The following is a 20,611-nucleotide window of genomic DNA, read 5'->3' on the forward strand; positions in this document are numbered from 1 at the left end:
AAAGCCTTGACCTGCGATTCAATGGTTCAGCAATCTGCGCATAAATAGCGGTAGAGACATTCAATAAGGGATACCCATTACGGTATACTCTCGAAAGTTCTGGAACTTTTACAAGCACTGAGTTTTACAGAACGACGAGATTACGCAGGTTTATTTCATAAAACGCAGTCATGGAAATTGGTCAGAAAGTAAAAGTTTGTCGCCTTCGGGATCGGGTTTCGCAAGATATCATCAATCGCCTAGGACAAACCGGCATGATCCGGGACTATCGGGTTTTGGATGGCAAAGAAATTGGGGTTATCGTTCAATTCGACGATAAGTTCACGACTTGGTTTTTTGAGGATGAGTTAGCGTCTGTCTAACCATCGGCTAGTTGCTTTGCCCTTTAATTCACGGCAAGGTAGAAGTTGAGGCAAGCGATTTTGCTGAGGCTCCATCCTTGCCGATTTTTTATTGGGTACAAATACTGCAGCTCTCAACCGAGTGAGATTCATGAGCATGCTTCTTGTTGAAGGCAAAAAACAGGCTTGTGACTCACCCGTATGAGAAGCGCTGTATCGGCAGCGATCCCTATCAGGTCACATATTGAATTAAGTTATGGCTTTTATTCTGACATTCTTGGGAAAAGGCGGCACCGGACGCACCACACTTGCGATCGCAGCGGCCAAACATTTTGCCCAGCAGGGAAAACGGGTTCTCCTGGCCAGTCAAAGCGCTGGTCCCGGATTAGGGCTGATGCTCAACACTGAGCTAGGCGTTGATCCACAAGAGGTAGAACCGAATCTACAGGCCGTGCAGTTCCGCTCGGCCACGCTGCTGGAGCGCAGTTGGGAAGAAGTCAAGAAGCTAGAAGCTCAATACGTCAAAACGCCGTTCTTCAAAGAGGTCTACGGCCAGGAACTTGGGGTGCTGCCCGGTATGGATAGCGCGCTCGCCCTCAATGCGCTGCGGGAATACGATGCCAGCAAGCGCTACGACGTAATTGTGTACGACGGAGCGGGCGATCAGGCCACGCTGCGCATGTTGGGGATGCCCGAAATTCTGAGCTGGTATGTGCGTCGCTTCCGTAAAGTGTTCACAGAATCGGAATTTTGGAGATCGCTCTCTCCGTTTATTCAACCTGTTAGCAGTGCGGTGCTGAACGTCAACTGGTCGGGCAACGATATCTTCAACCAGCAGCCGACCAACGAGATGAACAACATCCTGGATGACGGCAAAAAAGCAGTTACTGATCCCAATCGCGTCGCTGCGTATTTGGTAACGACCGACGATCCAGTTGCGATCGCAACTGCGGCTTATTTGTGGGGCAGTGCTCAGCAGGTAGGCTTGACGGTGGGCGGCGTCCTGCTCAACCAATCCAGCAGTGCTGAAATTGACAGTGCTCCCTTTGCTCCCCTGCCTATCAGCGCCATCCCCACCCAAGCTGATGCGGACTGGCAGCTGCTGATCAGTGCCCTACCCGACTTTTCCAAAGCGGCACAAGCACCTAAGCCAGTAACGATTGATACGGCCAGCAAGCAGGTGCGGCTGTTCTTGCCCAGTTTCGATAAGCGACAGGTCAAGTTGACCCAGTACGGGCCAGAAGTGACCATCGAGGCTGGCGATCAGCGCCGCAATTTGTGGCTACCTGATGGACTCAGTGGTCGCCAAGTCACTGGAGCCAAATTCCAAGATGGCTACTTAATTATTTCGTTCTAGTTCATCAGAAATCACGGGTTTATCCGTTTTTGTAGGGTAGTAGCTATGCCATACCCTATAAAAGCATGACCTAAATATCATCACCATCGTTCTAAGATTGAATTGCTGCTAGGCAGTTAGGCGCTATGACTGAATCCAATACTCCTGAACGTTCTCAAGAGTCCACCTCTACTGTCACCCCCGAATCGACGACTGCTGCAACCACTGAGGCAACGGCTAAGCGGGGCAGCAAAACTCGTCAGATGCTGGGTATGAAAGGGGCTGAACCGGGCGAAACCTCCATCTGGAAAATTCGCCTGCAGTTGATGAAGCCGATCACCTGGATTCCTCTGATTTGGGGTGTAGTCTGCGGTGCAGCTTCTTCCGGCGGATACGTTTGGAAATTTGAGTATGTCCTGATTGCGGCAGCCTGTATGTTGCTATCCGGGCCACTGCTCACGGGCTACACCCAAACGCTCAACGACTTTTACGATCGCGAAATTGATGCGATCAACGAACCCTATCGTCCCATTCCCTCCGGCGCGATTTCTATTCCGCAGGTTGTCACCCAAATTTTAGTCCTGCTGGTTGCAGGTATCGCCTTGGCCTATGGCTTAGATACGTGGGCGGGTCATGAGTTTCCGACGATCACCGTTTTGGCCATTGGTGGTTCGTTCATCTCCTATATTTACTCGGCTCCACCGCTGAAGCTGAAGCAGAACGGCTGGTTGGGTAACTATGCTCTCGGTGCCAGCTATATTGCTCTACCCTGGTGGGCGGGTCATGCACTCTTTGGCGATTTGAATCCCACGATTGTGGTACTGACGCTGATTTACAGCTTCGCGGGTCTAGGGATTGCGGTCGTCAACGACTTCAAGAGCGTTGAAGGCGATCGCCAATTGGGGCTCAAGTCTCTGCCTGTAATGTTTGGTATCGGCACAGCGGCTTGGATTTGCGTGCTGATGATCGATATTTTTCAACTGGGAATTGCAGGCTATTTGATGAATATTCAGCAAAATCTCTATGCAGTGCTGCTGATTTTGCTGGTCATTCCTCAAATTACGTTCCAAGACATGTATTTTCTCCGCGATCCGCTAGAAAACGACGTGAAATATCAGGCTAGCGCTCAGCCATTTCTCGTTTTTGGCATGTTGGTCACTGCTTTAGCACTTGGACATGCAGGTGTCTAGTATCCCAGTGCTGTTTAAATTTCTGCTACTGAGCGCTAGTATTTTCCAAATCAATGTAGCAAATTCAGCAGTCTCCTAAAGCATCCTAAAAGAGTTGTGAGAAGTAGAGTGGATTTACTTTTCACAACTCTTTCGAACATTTGAGGATAGTGCATTCAAATAATGACGCTGCTAATGATGCTTGTTGTGAGGTGAGCTTACTAACTGACTGACATCATGCCTTTTAAGAAGAACCATCCATTCTGGAACCCTATACATAGAACTCTAAGAGCAGCTCGAAACGAAATTTAAAAATCTAAAAGAAATCTAAGAGTAGTCCGCAAAGTTCATTGTCAACTTTGAATTTTTCTTTTTCTCAAAACAAAGGGGAAACACTTTGTTTTTCAAGGAATCTGGATAAATTGTTGAGCTGTAGTGCGATCGCAATTTAATTTAAAAAGTAGCCAAATTGGTCTTTCTGCGTATAAAGTCCTATAAAGGTACGTGATCCCGAGATGAATTTGATTCGTTTTTTCATTGATGAGACTCATTGATGAAATGATTTAGCAGGTTTACCCTGTTTTAGATCGTGGTGTTTTTGATGGCGTGTGAGGCGATAACGTGGCAAATTTTATTTCACGCTTGAGGAACTCATCCTCATCAACAAACGACGCTCATCAGGCGATGGAATCCTCCATGACGCCTGCACGGCCAAAGTCCGTTGATTCATCAGCTGCTTCTGCTGAGGACACAGAGAACACAGTTAATGTTCCCGCTGGTAATTTTCCCTCTGGTAAGAGGCGTCGGGATGGTCGCCGCTTCTTGCGACCCCGCAAGCCAATTTATCAGCGCTGGGGACTGTGGATTTTGATGGCGATGGGAGCTGTAGTGACCAGCTCAAGCACTCAAGCCTACCGCTACGTTTCCACGCTTGAAGCCAATCTGCCTGATGTCGCGGAAGTCAATAGCTACGCTCGCGATGGCACGATGACGATTAAGGCTGCAGACGGTTCGGTCTTGCAGTACATTGGTCCGGCTACCCGCGATAAGGTCACCTTCGACAATATGCCTGAACAGATGGCACAGGCATTTATTGCATCGGAAGATCGCCGTTTTTATGACCATAGAGGCATAGATTTTCAAGGTATTGCCCGTGCTGCTTATGCCAACCTACGAGAGCGTGAGGTGGTTGAAGGTGCGAGCACCATCACGCAGCAGCTGGCTCGGATTGTCTTTCTCGATCAGGATCGCACCTATGAGCGGAAACTGCGAGAAGTGATGCTAGCTCGCAAGATTGAGCGTGATCTGAGCAAAGCCAGTATTCTAGAGCGCTATCTTAATCTGGTGTATTTAGGATCGGGAGCCTACGGCGTGGCTGATGCTGCTTGGGTCTACTTCAGCAAGCCAGTCGATCAGCTTACCTTGCCTGAAATGGCGATGATTGCAGGCTTAGCACCAGCACCCAGCGAATATTCGCCGATGGTCAATCCGGACGCAGCTCTAACGCGGCGTAACTTAGTCTTGCGCCGGATGGAAGCAGATGGCTTTATCTCAGCCGCAGAGGCAGATCAGGCTGTTGCGTCTCCGCTTGACCTCAACCCTAGTGCGCCTAAAAATCTCTATAGCTCCCACCCGTACTTCACCTCTTATGTCCAGCAGCAGCTAAACGAAATTCTCTCTCCTGAAGAGATTGAGGTGGGTGGTCTGACTGTCGAAACGACCATGAATCCGGTCTGGCAGCAGAAGGCGGAAGAAGTCGTGAAGGAAGCCGTTGATCGTTGGGGAGGCGGACAACGTTTTGAACAGGCCGCTTTAGTTTCGATTGATCCGCGTAACGGGCAGATTAAAGCCCTAGCCGGTGGCACCGAGTTTGGTGACAGCCAGTTCAACCGCGCCACCCAAGCCCAGCGCCAACCGGGTTCGACGTTCAAAGCTTTTGTTTATACAACTGCGATCGCAGCTGGCTTTTCCCCCTACAAAACTTACGCCGACGCTAAGTATGTTGTAGACGGCTATGAACCGAAAAACTATGGCGGCAGCTACAGCGGCAACGTCTCAATGCGGGAAGCCCTAACCAAATCAGTAAACATCGTGGCCGTTAAGGTTCTAGTCGATGTTGGCTTTCAAACCGTCATCGACATGGCCAACCGAATGGGCGTTGAATCTGAGCTGCTGCCAACCTACTCGCTGGCTCTGGGTGCGTCGGAGGTTACTTTACTGGAGCTGACTGGGGCCTATGGCACCCTGGCGGCGGAAGGTATGCACCACAATCCTCGGGCAATTTTGAAGATTTACAATCGCTATGGCGACGTGATTTACGATGCTTCTGACGAATTGAAGCCAGAGCGAGCCGTTGATGCTGAATCAGCGGCAATCGTCACCTGGATGCTGCAAGGGGTTGTGCAGGGCGGTACGGGTAGCCGAGCCGCAATTGATCGCCCCGTTGCCGGTAAAACCGGTACGTCTGAGCGCAATCGAGATCTATGGTTTGTTGGCTACATCCCTCAAGTTGTGACAGGCGTGTGGCTGGGTAATGACGACAGCAGTCCCACCTGGGGCGCTAGCAGCACGGCAGCAGCGACCTGGCGGCTGTTTATGCGGGATGTTGTTGACGGCATGGAAGTAGAAGATTTCCCTGAACGTCCTAACCTGAACCGCGAAGGCACGATTGAGGCTCAGCCCGTCAAGCCCGGTCGGGTAACAGCGGCAAAAGCGAGTTCTAGCAGCAGCGACGATGATGACGATGACGACACGCCGAGTCGCAGCCGTTCCTACTCGTCGAGCGATGAGGATGAGTCAGAGTCTTCTGGCTATTCCGGTGGGGGTGAAGAACGCGATCGCAGTCGCTCTTCTGGTTCCTCATCCCAGCGCAGCGGCAGTTCTAATCGGGACAAAGTGCCAACGCCAGAACGCGATCGCAGTACGCCCAAAGCTCCACCTAGAACACCTGAACCAGCCAGTGAGCCACCTACTGAACCTCCGGCTCCATCCGATGGTAACGACGATCCTCCTGCTTCACCTATTCCTGCCCCTCCTGCCCCTGCTGAACCTGAGCCGATTCCAATGCCGCCAACGGCCCCTGCACCGGTTGCGCCTGCTGCTGTTGAGCCACCACCACCGACGGCTCCCGCACCCGTTGCGCCACCGCCAGAGCCTGCTATACCTGCACCTCCCAAGAGTCCACCTCCTCCAGAACCTGCAGCAGGCAACTCATCGACTAAGGAATAACCGCGATCCGCAAGGTGCATTCCAATAAGGGGATCAAACTGTTCTAAAATACTTAGCGACGGAACTTAGCAGCAAATCAAAAATCAGAGTACTAAAAGGGTTGAGGGTCTTGCACCACTCATAAATCGCTAAGTTAATGACCACTAAACAAGGAGAATCTTTAAACCGATGGGCGGAGAAATTTTTAACGCGGCAATTCTATCATTCACGCTGATTTTGGTTGGGCTAGGAGTCGGTTTCCTAATGCTGCGACTCCAGGGTGGCGAAGAATAAATAGGGTAATCCTTCTAATTAACAGCACTTGCACGTACGCAGAAAGCTCTTGACAGACTGCGGTCAGTTGAGGTTCAACCTCGCCAACCTCAGGCTTCAAGAGCTTTCTTTGTTTCTTAATGTCTTAACTGATGTGGCGACTGCTACAGGAGCAACTTGGCAGCAGGTGCTAACCCTCAACAGGTCGCTCTGTACCGAATAGTGGTAGAGGTCGTAAACAAATTTTTCAAATTCCGGCAATTTTATGAGAAGTTTGCCGCTGCTTTCTGATAAAATCTTATCAAAAGTTTACGTTTAGAAAACATCTTTATCCCTCATGACTTTACTAATCGTTGGTGCGACTGGCACATTAGGAAGGCAAATTGCCCGTCATGCTCTTGATGAGGGATATCAGGTGCGCTGTCTCGTGCGAAGTTTTCGCCGAGCCGCGTTCCTCCGGGAATGGGGCGCAGAGTTGGTTAAAGCTGACCTCTGCCAGCCTGAAACCCTCCCACCTGCATTTGAAGGCGTGACGGCTGTAATTGATGCTGCAACAGCTCGACCAACAGATTCCCTCTCCATTCGTCAGGTTGATTGGGAGGGCAAAGTTAATTTAATCCAAGCTGCATCTGAAGCGAAGGTTGAGCGCTTTGTCTTCATCTCAATCCTCAATTCTGAGAAGTTTCCAGATGTGCCGCTGATGGATATCAAGCACTGCACTGAGGACTTCTTGGCTGAATCGGGTCTCAAATATACGATTCTCAAGCCCTGTGGTTTCCTTCAGGGGTTGATTGGTCAGTATGCAATTCCTATCCTGGAGAATCAGGCGGTGTGGGTCACAGGTGAGACAGCACCTACGGCTTATATGAACACTCAGGATATTGCCAAGTTTGCGGTTAAGGCGCTCTCAATTCCTGAGACTGAAAATCGCTCATTTCCTCTTGTTGGCACACGTGCTTGGACAGCGTACGAAATTATTCGTCTATGCGAACGATTATCTGGGCAGACCGCTAAGATTTCTCAAATGCCGCTTGGCCTACTGCGAGGTGTACGGCGCGTGGCTCGCTTTTTCCAGTGGGGACAAAATCTAGCCGATCGGCTGGCTTTTACGGAAGTTGTTGCTACCGGTAAACCTCTGGATGCCCCCATGGAGGAAGTCTATGAGGTCTTCCAGATTGATCCAAAGGAAACAACGACGCTGGAAGAGTATTTGCAAGAGTACTTTAGTCGTATTATGAGAAAACTAAAGGAACTGAATTATGAGAGCGGCAAGTCCAGAAAGAAGAAGTTTCCCTTCTAGCTCTTTTTGCCAATCCAAGGAAGTTCTAAGAGAGCTGCTGTGCAGCTTTTGTTCTCAAGAATCTACCCCCTTCGATACAATAGCAAGGCATAGAAGTGCTATTGTATCTTTCAGTAAATCGACCTGCGGACGCTGAATGTGCCGAAAGCTGGCATTATCTACAACGACGTTAAACCTATTGCTTGCCGAGCCGCTCAAGACTTAGCAACTCGTCTCAAGGCGGACGGTTGGGATACTCACGTGGCAACGGGAATTGGCGGCATTCTTGGCTACTCCAGCCCTGAGCGACCAATTTGCCACACGCCGATCGAAAGTCTCACTCCTCCCCACTTTGACTCTGATATGGAGTTTGCGATTGTGCTGGGTGGTGACGGTACGGTGCTGTCTGCCTGCCGTCAGCTTGCTCCTGTCGATATTCCTCTGCTGACTGTTAATACAGGGCACATGGGGTTTTTGACAGAAACGTACCTTAATCAGTTGCCCCAGGCCATTGAACAGGTTTTGGCTGGTTCATTTCAGCTAGAAGAGCGAGCCATGCTGACGGTTGAAGTGTGGCAACAGGACAAGCTGGTATGGGAAGCTCTTTGTTTGAATGAAATGGTGCTTCATCGTGAACCGCTGACCAGCATGTGCCATTTTGAAGTTGCTATCGGAAACCATGCACCTGTTGATATTGCGGCAGATGGGGTGATTATTTCAACGCCTACGGGATCAACTGCCTATTCTCTATCGGCAGGTGGCCCAGTGATTGCACCTGGTGTATCTGTGATGCAGCTGATTCCAATTTGTCCCCATTCGTTAGCGTCGCGGGCATTAGTTTTTCCGGATAGCGAACCTGTCACTGTCTACTCGGCCAATCCGCAGCAGTTAGTGATGGTGGTGGATGGTAATGCAGGCTGCTATATTTCGGCGGGTGATCGCGTCATGGTAGTTCGCTCAAAATATATAGCTCGATTTGTCCGTTTGCAGCAGCCGGAGTTTTTCCGTGTGCTTCGAGAAAAGTTGGGTTGGGGCCTACCGCATATTGCTAAACCCACATCCGTGGAATTACCGTAATAGGTCGCATATTGTTTGGCAAGCCCTGCTTTGTGCGGCTCGCCAAACAATATGCGATTTTCTTTAAGCGGTAGCGTCGTAATAGGGCAAGAGAAATATTTTGGTTGTAGGAAATGGGTAATATAAACCAGAATCTCTTGTTTTCTGTAGCCACTAGGTGGCTCAAATCGCTAATTTAGTCAGCGCAATGAAAATTCTCTTAGTTGAAGATGATGAAGTCTTTATAGCCGCTATAGCCACTAGCCTGGCCTGCCAAAACTATACCGTTGAATCAGTCACAGATGGAGAACAAGGTTGGGAATATGCTCAAGCCACTTTGTATGATTTGATTGTCCTGGATATCAATCTGCCAGGATTAGACGGCATTTCCCTGTGTCGGCAGTTGCGTGATGCTGATTATAAGGGAGCTATTTTACTCTTAACGGCCCAAGATGATGCTCACTCTAAAGTTATAGGACTTGATTCCGGTGCTGATGACTATGTCGTGAAGCCCTGCACAACTGAAGAACTGACGGCTCGCATTAGAGCACTCTTACGCCGACCACGGGAAACAACCGCTCCGATTTTACAGTGGGGCACGTTGCAGCTAAACCCAAGCACCTGCCAGATTACCTTAGCTGACCAAGAGATTACGCTATCACCCAAAGAGTACGGTCTATTAGAGCTGTTTCTCCGTAATCCACAGAGAATTTTCAGCAACGCTATGCTACTAGAAAGACTTTGGGGATTTGACGAAACGCCAGGTGATGAAACCATTCGTACCCATATTAAACGGTTGCGCCGCAAGTTAAAATCGGCTGGGGCTGAAGATGTTATCGAAAACGTATATGGCATGGGCTATCGCTTGATGCCACCTCCTGATCAATTGATTGCAGCGAGTGCTGAGAGCACTGATGCGATTAATTCAGCCGATCGAGCCGATCAAGATAGCAATTTATCAACTGCATCTATAGCTGTAAACGAAAAAGCCGAAGCGGCTAGAGCAGCTGCGATCGCAACTTTGAGTCAATTTAGTGATGTAATTGCTTCTCGTCTGGCCACTTTGCAGGAAGCCGCTGAGACACTGCAAGAGATAGGTGCTTTACCCAGTACACTGCATCAGCAGGCACAACAAGCTGCTCATAAACTTGTTGGTTCTCTGGGGATGTTTGGCTTGCAGGAAGAATCTAACCTTAGTAAGAAAATTGAGACATGTCTCAGCCAATCCTCAGTTATTTCAAATCCATGTCAGCTTTGCAAATGGATTTCACAACTCAGCCAAAATCTAGAGGCTGTGCTTATAAAAGTAAATAAAATTCCGTCAGCCTGCCAAATCGAAAGCGGAATCCGGATAAATGCAATTTTTTCTGATTGTCTCGAACAACAGATGATTTCGCTTTTAGTTGTTTCTACTTCGGATGAATTAATAAGAGCATTAGTTGATATTGCACCTAAAACATTACAGATTACTCAAGTAACGGATCTTGATCAGGCCCAACAACAGTTTGTCCATCGCTTAGCTCAACGGCCCCCTGATGTGTTACTCCTAGACATAGTAGGCTTTGCCAATATGGTACCGATCTCGTCTTTTCTAGAGAAAGTGTCTGAAGCTTTTCCCGATTTATTAATATTCATTTTGTCTTGTCAAAACACATTTCAGGTGCGTTTAAAGCTAGCTCGTTCTTGTCAATACACTTTTCTATCCCAATCCGTAACAGCTCAACACCTTTTGGATAAGATGCTTGAGAAATGTAGGTGCTATTTTCCCACCCATTACCACGTTTTAGCAGTTGATGATGACTTAATGGTACTCAGAGCGCTTGAGCAACAACTTTCGCGCTGGGGTATACAAGTGACAGCTCTGAGCAAGCCTGAACAGTTATGGAATACGTTGCCTCAAACTAAACCAGATCTCGTGTTATTGGATGTTGAAATGCCTAGGATTAGAGGAATTGAGCTTTGCCGAGTTATTCGTAGCGACTGCCAGTGGGATGCTCTACCTATTGTATTTTTAAGTGCTCAAAGTGATTGTAGGACGCTTCAGCAGGTCTATAGCTCTGGAGCGGATGACTATATCACTAAACCCTTTGAATATAAAGCACTCGCTACTCGCTTGCTTAACAAAATACGTCGTAGCCGATTAGTACAAAGAAAATTGATCGGTGTTTCTAAATAGCTAATTGAATCTGTGAAATTATTCTACAGTAGATACTAATATTATCTGTCGTTCATTTGTCTCCTATTTTATCGCCATTGCTATTTGAATTGAGACAGATGAACAATCTAACGAACGTTTTCGGAATTTCCAGTATCCCAATCAGTGTGGCTACGATAATAATACATTGTTTGATTATTCTAAAAAATGTCAGCCCAAGTCAGTTGACCAATGCAGCTATTAACGATCTAACAGTATGACAGCTCAAAGAAAAATTTTGATTATTGATGATGAGCCTGATATTCGCGAGGTTGCTAAGCTTAGCCTGAAAATTACAAAGCATTGGGATATTGTATCTGCTGGATCGGGCGATGAAGGGGTGAGGCTCGCGCTGGAAGAAAGGCCAGATGCAATTTTATTAGATGTACTGATGCCTGTAATGAATGGGTTAGCTACACTTAAAAACTTGAAAAGCTATCCAGAAACTCAAGTTATTCCGGTTATTTTACTAACCGCTACGGTGAAAAAGGCTATTCAAGAAGATTTTTTCTATCTTGGCGCACAAGGAATTTTGATTAAACCTTTTGATCCAGGTTTATTAGGTGAACAAATCGAGTCCATACTAGGATGGACTAATTTAAATATGGTTTAATTGGTTTATTTCTGACAACTCTTTTATGTAGCGGTTCTAGATACGAACGAGAGAGGAGAGTGCCTCAGGATGAGGCACTCTCCTCTCTCGTTCTCTTACTCTTAAGTGGAATCGCTATAAATCATGCCCCGTACCTTGAATAGGAACGGACTGTACTTCTATATCTCCTCATCGGTTGCTGTATCCCATCCGGGCGTCACAAATTTGTCACATTGTTAAAATATATTTTACTGTAGAAAATTACGCAGGCTTACCCCTAGCCTCTAGTTATCTTTGATTATGCTCCCTACAGTCGTTTCAGAAAATTTAATCACTCTATTTGCATATTGGGATGAAGGCATCCAAAGAGGTATGTTGTTTAGCAATGAACTCTATACCCAGGTTAAAAGCTATGATTTGGACAGCCGTTTGGATGCTTATAGGGACGGCTGCGAACTTTCAACGGCAGATGCGAAAGTTTGTATTACGGTTTCTGCGTCTGGATACACATTATGGATAAGTCTGCGAGCCGTATCTATGCTCGCTACAAACCAACACTCTAAAGATAATAGTTTAAGTGCATTAAATAATTGCGTTGCTGCAAACTTGGGAAATAACTAATTTGTGGAAGCGCTGTTTTAAACTTGTTGCTGATAGAAATACTTTATACCAAAACAATATGAAGCCAAGCATTTTCATGAGCTGAAAGTATTGAATCACAAGCTTTCCAGGCTTTACGTTATGCTCATCTTCATAGCGGATTGGTATTAAATTATAGCCTAAGCTACAGGTATCGCTAACTTTCTATTATCTTAACGGCTGTTACTTTATTTATTGGTATTTTACTGAAAAAAACAATTTTATACGCCACCATGTTGCATTCTACTGTATTACCGTTGTCTGCTGGTTCAACCATCTCAAACAACAATGTTGAGCAGATTGAAGAAATCACCAGCCTTATTTGTCATGAGATGCGCACACCTCTTACTTCTATTCAGGGCGTTCTGAAGCTTTTAGATTACGAGCAGTTTGGCAACTTATCGGACGATGGATTGAAACTTTTAAAACTTGCAATTGGTGGGGCCGATCGTTTAACTCGCCTGGTTGATTTTCTTGAGCACCATCCTGATTTACTTCCAGCCATATTGTCTGCTGAAGATATAGAAAACTTCAAGCTAGAAAAAGATATTGCAGGTGGATTAAAGCGTCGGGAGTTCTTTCTGAATTACCAACCAATTATTTCTGTACTAGATAATAGGATCATTGGATTTGAAGCTCTGGCTCGATGGCAGCATCCTACTCAAGGACTGATTTCACCTACAACTTTTATTCCCCTGTCCGAAAAGACTGGTCAAATTAAAGAACTGGGGCTTTATTTACTAAGAATGGCTTGTCAGCAGTTACAAGACTGGCAAGCAGGATTTTGCCACGATGCGCCGATTATGATGAGTATTAATCTTTCATCCAGCCAGTTGTCGGAGCCTGATTTATGTTTAAACAACAGTCCGGACAGTTTTTGGGAGAGTGCGAAGAAAGCTATCCACCGTGTAGAGTGCGAATGTACCTAACATGTCGCACCAATGGATAGCCTCAATCGGATTCTAACCGGTTTGCTGGAGACAGCAGGCCATTTGGTAAACCCCAACAACAGTTTTTGTTGACCTTGATGACCACAATTTTCGTGGTCTGTGGCAAGGTGAACTACGCCAACCTCAGTCGTTACAGTGACTTAAGCGAGCGAAGTTACCGTCGACACTTCGAACGGGGCATTGGCTTCGAAGGACTCAATCAAGCACTGATAGAACCATTAAGACGAGACGAGGCGGTTCAGGTCGCAGTGGTCGATTGCACCTTTATGGAAAAAAGTGGACGGCACACCTACGGTCTAGACCAGTTCTACAACGGTAAAACCCAGCGTCCAGAACGGGGCTTAGAACTGTCAGTGGTGGCGATTGTCGATCTGGAGCAGAATACAGGGTACACGCTGTCTGCCCAGCAAACCGAGGCAGACTTACCTCATTTGAGAGCGTCTTCGAAACAGGGAAAGGGCGCGAAGGGCAACCGGATTGACTTCTATCTGGGGCATCTGGCCTACTGCCTGACGTTCTTCCCCACTTGGATTCGCTACATTGTCGCCGACGGGTTTTACAGCAAGTACAAGTGGGTCACTGGCGTGGTGCAACTCGGGTTTCATGCGATTGGCAAACTGCGCTGTGATGCCAACCTCAAGTTCCTCTATGAGGGGCCATACCAAGGGCGAGGTGCTCCTCGACGCTTTGACGGCAAGGTCAACCTGCAAGACCACCGACGATTTCAGTTGGTCAAACGCTTGGACGATGGAGTTTATCTTTATACCGCCATCGTTTGGTCGGTCAGCCTCAAGCGCAACATCCGGTTGGCCTATCTGCTCAAAGAGCATCGGGGTCGCCGCAGTTATGTCGTGCTGTTTTCTACCGACCTCAACATTGACCCGTTCCTCCTTTACCGGTGCTACACGGCCCGATTTCAGATTGAATTTATTTTCCGTGATGCTCGTCAGTTTACCGGGTTAGTGGACTGTCAAGCTCGCTCTGCCGAAGCGATAGACACCCATGTCAATGCCAGTTTGATGGCACTGAACCTGGCTAAAGTCGCGTTGCAAAACAACCAGAAAGACGATGATTCGCTGAGCTTCTCGCTCGCCTCTTTCAAACGACTGGCCCTCAACCAACATCTTTTAGACCGATTTATTGACCAGTTTGACTTGGAGCCGACTTTAATTAAATCCCATCCTAATTACCAAAAGCTGCTTGATTACGGGGCGATAGTCTCCTAAATCTGTCCGGAGTGTTGTTTAAAGGTCAAAGATATATTATCTGACTATACGATTAGTCCTAATACTTTAAAGCTAGAAATAACTGAAAGCTTTTTGATTGGTAATCAAAATAAAGCGTTAGAAAATATCGTCAAACTAAAAGAACTGGGCGTCAAGTTTTATATTGATGATTTTGGTACTGGCTATTCTTCTTTGGCTCGACTACAAGATTTTCCATTTGATGCTATCAAAATTGATCGATCCTAGTTCCACCCAAGTTTGTGTTGAGTAGAATTGAGGCAGAGAGTTCAGCAGGCCAAAGCCGATGGCTCAGCAACGACGCAAGCGTGGCACAGCAGGCGATAAAACGATTTGTCTGCCCATTGCAGACGACCTTGACTACGAGGTCTTAGTAGAAGACCGGGAAGCCTTTCGCCAGTATCTCAACGAGCAGATCGCATCCCACCCGGAACTGTTTCCCGACGGGATTGAGGCAGGCTATCGCTTTCACGGATGGGTCGAGTCCTCTCGTCAACAGCTCAAGACCCGGCGGATTTTGCTGCCGAGTACCGGAGAGGCTTATCAACTGCGTCCCGATTTGGTGATGCCGTACATGAGCGAGACGGCGGAGATGGCCGACAAAGCGCTCTATTTAAGAAAGCATGGCCTGTCGTATGAGGGGATTGCCTATGTGCTGGGCCGTTCTGAGATGCACTGGTATCGGCTCTGTCAGTCGTTCGGTCGAGCCTCGATTGTGGGCAGTACCCTCAAAAGGGAAACGGCGCTCCCCCCCATCTAGTTGCCGATGAGAAGCATTGTGATTGGCACGGGCAGCGAGTCTATCTGGCAGTGACAGCGGCGCAAGGGTGCGTCCTGGGAGCCAGTCTCAGTGCCAATGCGGGTCAGGATGGATTAACCGCAGCCTATGGGGTATTCCAGCAGGAAGCTGCCCATCATGTTCCCGACTATGCGCCCGAGACGGTGACGACTGATGGTTGGGAGGCCACCCGAGCCGCTTGGGAGGAGCTATTCCCTGGCCTGGTCTGGATTCTGTGCTTCCTGCATGAGGTGATTAAAATTCGCGATGGGTGCCGCTCTAAACCAGTCCTGGGTCAGCAACTAGCCGACAAGCTTTGGCATCTGTATCGGGGCCAGAGCAAACGTCACTTTGCTCAACGGTTGCGTCGGTTGCTGGAGTGGGTGAACACCCACGCGTTGCCCCAGGCCATTGACGCTCGCTTGCGACGCCTCAACGACAAATCTCACGTCTTCCAACGCGCCTTTGACTTCCCTGACGCCTATCGCACCAGCAATCAGGTTGACCGTCCGATGAACTATCTTGACCGCATCTTGTATGCCATGCAAGATTTTCATGGATTCTGGGACTCGGCGGAACAGTCGGTGCGCTCGATGGCCTTACTCTGGAACTTCCATCCCTTTTGTCGCAAGACTCGCAAAGCAATGGGCGGGTGCTTATGCCCCTTTGAGCAACTCAACGGCTTCCGCTATCACGACAACTGGGTTCGCAATTGGCTGATTGCCTCATCGTTGAATGGCAGAAGACCATTGCTCAGGAACGCTGACACAAAATAAGTTGGAACTAGGATCGATCGTTTATTTCCAATCAAAATTGGGTTATGAGTGAAGCAATTTTAGCTCTAGCATCTCGTTTGAATTTAGATGTAATTGCCGAGGGAATTGAAACACCAGCGCAACTAGACAAGATGAAGCAAATTGGTTGTAGGAAGATGCAGGGCTATCACTTCTCTATGCCAGTTGATAGTTTGGCGGCTGCTCAATTTTTACTGAAAGGTATATGAATTTGATAAGAAATAAATAAAGCTTTGATGGAGGTATGGTGATTAATATCGGCTTTTTTGAATACTGCCCCTAAAATGATGTTTTGATTTTAAGAAGTTTTAATTTATTTGATAGTTTGATTATGGAAATGGGTAATACTGAGGTGGCGTAGTTTTGGGTCGCACCAGTCGCTAGGCTTTTATATTGCATTGAACTTCCAAAGTAAACTTGGGTCGTTATGATATAACGACAAGGGCTGACTTAGGTCTGTGATTATTGGATAAGATGCAAGGATGAGTCAGGAAAAGCGTTTGATGCTCCTAAAGTTACAGTAGCTTAGTGGTTTTAATTAAGTACTCAGCAGTAGCCTCGTGAGTTCTGACACCATACTCCAACCAACGTCAATTTTGATTATTGATGATAAGCCAGCTAATTTGTCTCTATTGGCGGACTTGTTGTCTGAGCAGGGATATAGTGTTCAGCTGTCTCCGAGTGCTAGCCTTGCGTTGATGGCAATTCAGCAAAATTTACCCGACTTGATTTTGCTGGATATTCGAATGCCTAAAATGGATGGGTATGAGCTGTGTCAACGGCTAAAAGAAAACCGAAACACTCAAGACATTCCAATTATTTTTCTCAGCGCTCTACAGGATGGTCGAGATAAGGTAAAAGCTTTTGAGGTGGGTGGAAGCGACTATATTACCAAACCGTTTCAATCGGAAGAGGTGCTAGCACGGGTGCGGCATCAGATGCGGCTTCTACATTTGCAGCGACAGCTTCAGCAGCAGCAGCAGCTTTTAGCGACTCAAAATCAGCAACTTCAACAGGAAATCCGCGATCGCAAATGTGTTCAAGCAGACTTGAGCCGAGAGCGGAACCTCTTACGCAATCTAATCGACGCAATTCCAGATTTTATTTTCTATAAAAATTCTAAGGGGCAATACATTCTTTGGAACCAAGCATTCCAAACCTTTACGGGACGTGCCCAACAGAGTATTTTGTGCCAAACGGATGCCGACCTATTTTCACCATCAGCGGCTCGGCAAATTCAAGCGCGAGATCGGCAGGTTCTAACTCGCCGCGTACCGCTCCGGTACGAAGAACTTGCTATCTTCCCTGACCAAAGTAAACGCTCGTTGGATACCTATAAGATACCGATTGAAGATCCGCAGGGAAAGTTGCTGGGACTAATTGGTATCTGTCGAGACATCACGAATCGCAAGGCATCAGAAGAACATCTCAGTCGAACCAGTTCTCGATTATCCACACTGATTTGTAGCTTGCAAGCTGGCATTTTAGTGGAGAATGAACATCGAAAAATTGTTTTAAGTAATCAGCTATTTTGCGATCTATTTGGTGTTGATCTGACTCCTTCAGAACTGCTAGGACTGGACTGCGAACAAATGGTGGCCCAAGGTGCAACCCTATTTGCCTATCCAGATCAGGCCATTCAGCGGATTAATCAGATTTTGGAAAATCGCCAACCCGTTGTGGCCGAGGAAATTGTGCTGGCAGACGGGCGAATTTTGGAGCGAGACTATTTACCCATCCTGTCGGGCGATCGGTTCCAGGGTCACTTGTGGCAATACCGAGATATCACATCTCGCAAAGCTAACGAACAAAAGTTAGTTAAAACCTCTCAAACCCTTCAAAAATTTAGCCATAACCTCAAACAGCTTCATCGTCTAGGGCTGAGGCAGTTTGAGAGTTTCGACGAACTGTTTGAGGATTATCTAAAGACAGGTTGCCAAACTATGAAGTTTGCGGGTGGCGTGATTAGCTCTATCCAGCAAAGTCAGTACACGATTCAGGCGATAGAGACTGGCCTAAGCGGTTTCTCCCCTGGTTTTAGCTGTGATCTAGAAGATACGTTCTGTGCTGAAGCGATTCGAACTCGACAAACCGTTACGTACTCACATCTCGGCAGCATTCCGGGCATAGAGCAACACCCAATTTATCAAGCATTTAAGATTGAGTCCTTTATTAGCACACCTATTTTTGTTAATGAGCAGATTTACGGCAGTTTATGTTTTTTCTCACAAGACATTCGCTCAGAAGGGTTTGAAGGGCATGAACGCGAAATTATTGAGCTGATGGCTCAAAGCATCGGCAAGTTTATTCGTTCCTATCAAATTGAACAACAGCGGCAGCAAGCGGAAATGGCACTGCGGGAAAGCGAGGCTCGGTTTAGGCAGCTTGCAGAACATATTGAAAATATTTTTTGGATCTTAGAACCGTCCCAACAGCAATTTACCTATATGTCGCCGGCCTATGAAGCGATCTGGGGCCGTCCGTGCAGCATGGTGCTACAGGATGCCCAGGTTTGGCAGGCTGCCATTCATTCTCAAGATATCAAGCGAATCGTGGCAAAGCAGGCTAAGGGTGAAAGCTACGATGAAGAATATCGGATTATTCGGCCTGACGGCACCACTCGCTGGATTCGCGATCGCGCTTTTCCAATTTGTGACGATGCGGGGCATGTTGATCGGGTAGTCGGCATTGCGGAAGATATCACCGATCTCAAGTATCAAGAACAGGCTCTGCGGCTCATTTTTGAACGAACTGCAGCTAAAACGGGCAGCCAATTTTTCCGCTCCTTGGTTCGTTACCTAGCCGATGTGCTCCAGGTTCGATATGCTCTCATTACCCAAACCATTGGTACAGAAAAGAAACGTGTCCGCACGCTGGCCTTTTGGCAAAAGGAGAGCTTTGGGGCAAATTGTGAACTGGATTTAAGCGGATCACCTTGTGAAAAGGTTTTAGACGGACACACTGTTTTTCATGAACGCAATCTGCAATCGCTATATCCACAGTTTCCGATATTTGCTGAGTGGGGAGTTTGCAGTTATTTTGGCGTACCGCTGACTAATTCAAATAATCAGGTGATTGGACATTTGGCTGTGCTTGATGATCGACCGATGCTCACTGAACAGCAGCGTGAGCTCATCCTAAAGATTTTTGCGGCCCGAGCTGGCGCAGAGCTAGAGCGACAAACCTTTGAAAATGAGTTACAGCAAGCACGGGAAAGTGCGGATGCAGCCAATCGGGCCAAGAGCGAGTTTTTAGCCAACATTAGCCATGAGTTCCGCACCCCATTAAATTCGATTTTGGGTTTTACCCAACTCCTCTTAGGAGAGGGGAAAGTTGATCAAACAACGCATGAATATTTAGACATTGTTTACCGCAGTGGAGAACATCTGCTGACGTTGATTAACGATGTGCTTGAAATGTCCAAAATTGAGGCTGGCAAAATCTCGTTTACGCCTCAACCATTTGATCTATATGCTTTGCTGCAAAGCCTCGAAAATATGTTTTTGCTGCGGGCAAAAAACAAAAATATATCTCTGACTATTGACTGTGCATCTAATGTTCCACGTTATATTGAAACAGATGAAAATAAGTTACGTCAGGTATTAATTAACTTGCTGAGTAATGCGGTGAGATTTACTCAGCAGGGCCATGTCAATTTGCGAGTGAAACTAATTACCAGGCAGGAAGTTGATTACTTGACGGGCAATTTGGCCAATAATCCAGAAATCGTCACAATGATTTCACAATCTTCTCCTATATTCATATCATTCGCGGTAGAAGATACAGGCCCAGGAATTGCGCCAGATGAGCTAAAAACACTTTTTGCTCCATTTACGCAGACAACTGCCGGACATCAATCTCGCGAAGGGACTGGGCTGGGATTATCAATTAGCCAGCAGTTTGTTCAACTGATGGGAGGTGTCATTCACGTTCAAACCTCACTGAGTCAAGGTTCAACATTCTCCTTTGCAATCCAAGCTTTAGTGGTTGATTTACCCGTGAGTCCGCCTTCAGTTGCGACTGATGCCGTAGTTGAACGATTAGCTCCGGGGCAGCCCGCTTACCGACTATTAGTGGTTGAAGACCAACCCGCTAATCGCTTGCTGCTCGTGCGCATGCTCGAAGCCGCTGGGTTCACAGTTAAAACGGCAGAAGATGGCTTAGCTGCTGTCGAACTTGCTCACAGTTGGCAGCCTCATCTGATTTGGATGGATATGCGGATGCCAAGAATGGATGGGTATGAAGCAACTCGTCAAATTAAGGCCGCCGCACAATCACCCTCGCCAATTATTGTTGGCTTGACAGCCAATGCGTTTGAAGAAGAGCGAAATCGAGTCTTGGTAGCCGGATGTGACGACTTCATTCGAAAGCCGTTTCAGGCTAAGCAAATTTTTCAGACAATTGCCGAATATTTACCCGTTCGTTATCTCTATAAAACAGACTCATGCGCGATCGCAGATTTACGTTATCCAACAACCACTAGTTTTGAGGTCGCACCTGAACAGCCAACTGTCGATCAACTCGTGCTCGAATTGGCAACGGTCTTACCATCTATGCCTGAAACGTGGATTCAGTCTCTGCAACAGGCTGCAGTCAAAGGATCAGATGAACGAATTTTCCAGCTGATTGAGATGTTACCGGATCAAAAATCAAACTTGGCACAAATGCTAATCTATTGGGCGCAAACTTTTCAATTCACATCTATTATGGAAATCCTGAAAATTAGCGACTTGGAAAATAGCTGATTCAGTAATAAGAA

General features: G+C 47.2%; 17 protein-coding genes. All 17 read left to right on the plus strand.

The annotated features are described in order from the left end of the window. Positions 1–170: 170 nt before the first annotated feature. The 17 genes from petP to AC286M_RS19165 all read left to right on the plus strand — a co-directional run bounded on the left by petP (position 171) and on the right by AC286M_RS19165 (position 20,597). A complete protein-coding gene (gene petP, locus AC286M_RS19085; RefSeq protein WP_488205897.1) occupies positions 171–362 on the plus strand; it encodes a cytochrome b6f subunit PetP in 192 nt (63 codons plus the stop codon). A gap of 235 nt (positions 363–597) precedes the next feature. Then, positions 598–1,698, plus strand: coding sequence for a Get3/ArsA fold putative tail anchor-mediating ATPase NosAFP (locus AC286M_RS19090; RefSeq protein WP_488205898.1), 1,101 nt, complete (start codon positions 598–600; stop codon positions 1,696–1,698). Positions 1,699–1,823: 125 nt separating this feature from the next. After that, on the plus strand, positions 1,824–2,867 hold the full coding sequence (gene chlG, locus AC286M_RS19095; protein WP_488205899.1) for a chlorophyll synthase ChlG: 1,044 nt from the start codon (positions 1,824–1,826) through the stop codon (positions 2,865–2,867). A 675-nt stretch (positions 2,868–3,542) separates the two neighbouring features. Continuing rightward, positions 3,543–6,074: a transglycosylase domain-containing protein gene (locus AC286M_RS19100; protein ID WP_488205900.1), complete on the plus strand. Its 2,532-nt coding sequence runs from the start codon at positions 3,543–3,545 to the stop codon at positions 6,072–6,074. Positions 6,075–6,242: 168 nt separating this feature from the next. Then, the gene (gene petM / locus AC286M_RS19105) at positions 6,243–6,347 is read left to right on the plus strand and encodes a cytochrome b6-f complex subunit PetM (protein ID WP_488205901.1); all 105 of its coding nucleotides are present in this window, start codon (positions 6,243–6,245) and stop codon (positions 6,345–6,347) included. Between the two features lie 316 nt (positions 6,348–6,663). Then, positions 6,664–7,626: an SDR family oxidoreductase gene (locus AC286M_RS19110; RefSeq protein ID WP_488205902.1), complete on the plus strand. Its 963-nt coding sequence runs from the start codon at positions 6,664–6,666 to the stop codon at positions 7,624–7,626. Between the two features lie 138 nt (positions 7,627–7,764). Next, positions 7,765–8,682 (plus strand): NAD(+) kinase, encoded by a 918-nt coding sequence (locus AC286M_RS19115; protein WP_488205903.1) that lies wholly within the window; start codon positions 7,765–7,767, stop codon positions 8,680–8,682. A 157-nt stretch (positions 8,683–8,839) separates the two neighbouring features. Next, positions 8,840–10,837, plus strand: a complete 1,998-nt coding sequence (locus AC286M_RS19120; protein ID WP_488205904.1) for a response regulator — start codon at positions 8,840–8,842, stop codon at positions 10,835–10,837. A gap of 235 nt (positions 10,838–11,072) precedes the next feature. Further along, positions 11,073–11,468, plus strand: a complete 396-nt coding sequence (locus tag AC286M_RS19125; protein ID WP_488205905.1) for a response regulator — start codon at positions 11,073–11,075, stop codon at positions 11,466–11,468. A 273-nt stretch (positions 11,469–11,741) separates the two neighbouring features. Next, positions 11,742–12,068 carry a hypothetical protein gene (locus tag AC286M_RS19130; RefSeq protein WP_488205906.1) on the plus strand — a complete coding sequence of 109 codons (327 nt, stop codon included), beginning with the start codon at positions 11,742–11,744 and terminating at the stop codon, positions 12,066–12,068. A gap of 251 nt (positions 12,069–12,319) precedes the next feature. Next, the gene (locus AC286M_RS19135; protein WP_488205907.1) at positions 12,320–13,015 is read left to right on the plus strand and encodes an EAL domain-containing protein; all 696 of its coding nucleotides are present in this window, start codon (positions 12,320–12,322) and stop codon (positions 13,013–13,015) included. Between the two features lie 98 nt (positions 13,016–13,113). Next, on the plus strand, positions 13,114–14,262 hold the full coding sequence (locus AC286M_RS19140; protein WP_488203420.1) for a transposase: 1,149 nt from the start codon (positions 13,114–13,116) through the stop codon (positions 14,260–14,262). Then, on the plus strand, positions 14,263–14,508 hold the full coding sequence (locus tag AC286M_RS19145; RefSeq protein ID WP_488208853.1) for an EAL domain-containing protein: 246 nt from the start codon (positions 14,263–14,265) through the stop codon (positions 14,506–14,508). 58 nt (positions 14,509–14,566) lie between these two features. Then, the gene (locus tag AC286M_RS19150; RefSeq protein WP_488202633.1) at positions 14,567–15,040 is read left to right on the plus strand and encodes a hypothetical protein; all 474 of its coding nucleotides are present in this window, start codon (positions 14,567–14,569) and stop codon (positions 15,038–15,040) included. A 50-nt stretch (positions 15,041–15,090) separates the two neighbouring features. Beyond that, positions 15,091–15,834, plus strand: a complete 744-nt coding sequence (locus AC286M_RS19155; RefSeq protein ID WP_488202632.1) for a hypothetical protein — start codon at positions 15,091–15,093, stop codon at positions 15,832–15,834. Between the two features lie 44 nt (positions 15,835–15,878). After that, on the plus strand, positions 15,879–16,061 hold the full coding sequence (locus tag AC286M_RS19160; RefSeq protein ID WP_488205908.1) for an EAL domain-containing protein: 183 nt from the start codon (positions 15,879–15,881) through the stop codon (positions 16,059–16,061). A 351-nt stretch (positions 16,062–16,412) separates the two neighbouring features. Then, complete coding sequence (locus AC286M_RS19165; protein WP_488205909.1) at positions 16,413–20,597, plus strand: response regulator; 4,185 nt, start codon at positions 16,413–16,415, stop codon at positions 20,595–20,597. Positions 20,598–20,611 lie beyond the last annotated feature (14 nt).

The sequence above is a fragment of the Thainema salinarum CENA647 genome (assembly GCF_057732415.1).

Coding starts and splice junctions, on each gene's coding strand:
- AC286M_RS19110 (WP_488205902.1), top strand. CDS start 6,664: ATGACTTTACTAATCGTTGGTGCGACTGGCACATTAGGAAGGCAAATT.
- AC286M_RS19090 (WP_488205898.1), top strand. CDS start 598: ATGGCTTTTATTCTGACATTCTTGGGAAAAGGCGGCACCGGACGCACC.
- AC286M_RS19140 (WP_488203420.1), top strand. CDS start 13,114: ATGACCACAATTTTCGTGGTCTGTGGCAAGGTGAACTACGCCAACCTC.
- chlG (WP_488205899.1), top strand. CDS start 1,824: ATGACTGAATCCAATACTCCTGAACGTTCTCAAGAGTCCACCTCTACT.
- AC286M_RS19135 (WP_488205907.1), top strand. CDS start 12,320: ATGTTGCATTCTACTGTATTACCGTTGTCTGCTGGTTCAACCATCTCA.
- AC286M_RS19150 (WP_488202633.1), top strand. CDS start 14,567: ATGGCTCAGCAACGACGCAAGCGTGGCACAGCAGGCGATAAAACGATT.
- petP (WP_488205897.1), top strand. CDS start 171: ATGGAAATTGGTCAGAAAGTAAAAGTTTGTCGCCTTCGGGATCGGGTT.
- AC286M_RS19125 (WP_488205905.1), top strand. CDS start 11,073: ATGACAGCTCAAAGAAAAATTTTGATTATTGATGATGAGCCTGATATT.
- petM (WP_488205901.1), top strand. CDS start 6,243: ATGGGCGGAGAAATTTTTAACGCGGCAATTCTATCATTCACGCTGATT.
- AC286M_RS19100 (WP_488205900.1), top strand. CDS start 3,543: ATGACGCCTGCACGGCCAAAGTCCGTTGATTCATCAGCTGCTTCTGCT.
- AC286M_RS19160 (WP_488205908.1), top strand. CDS start 15,879: ATGAGTGAAGCAATTTTAGCTCTAGCATCTCGTTTGAATTTAGATGTA.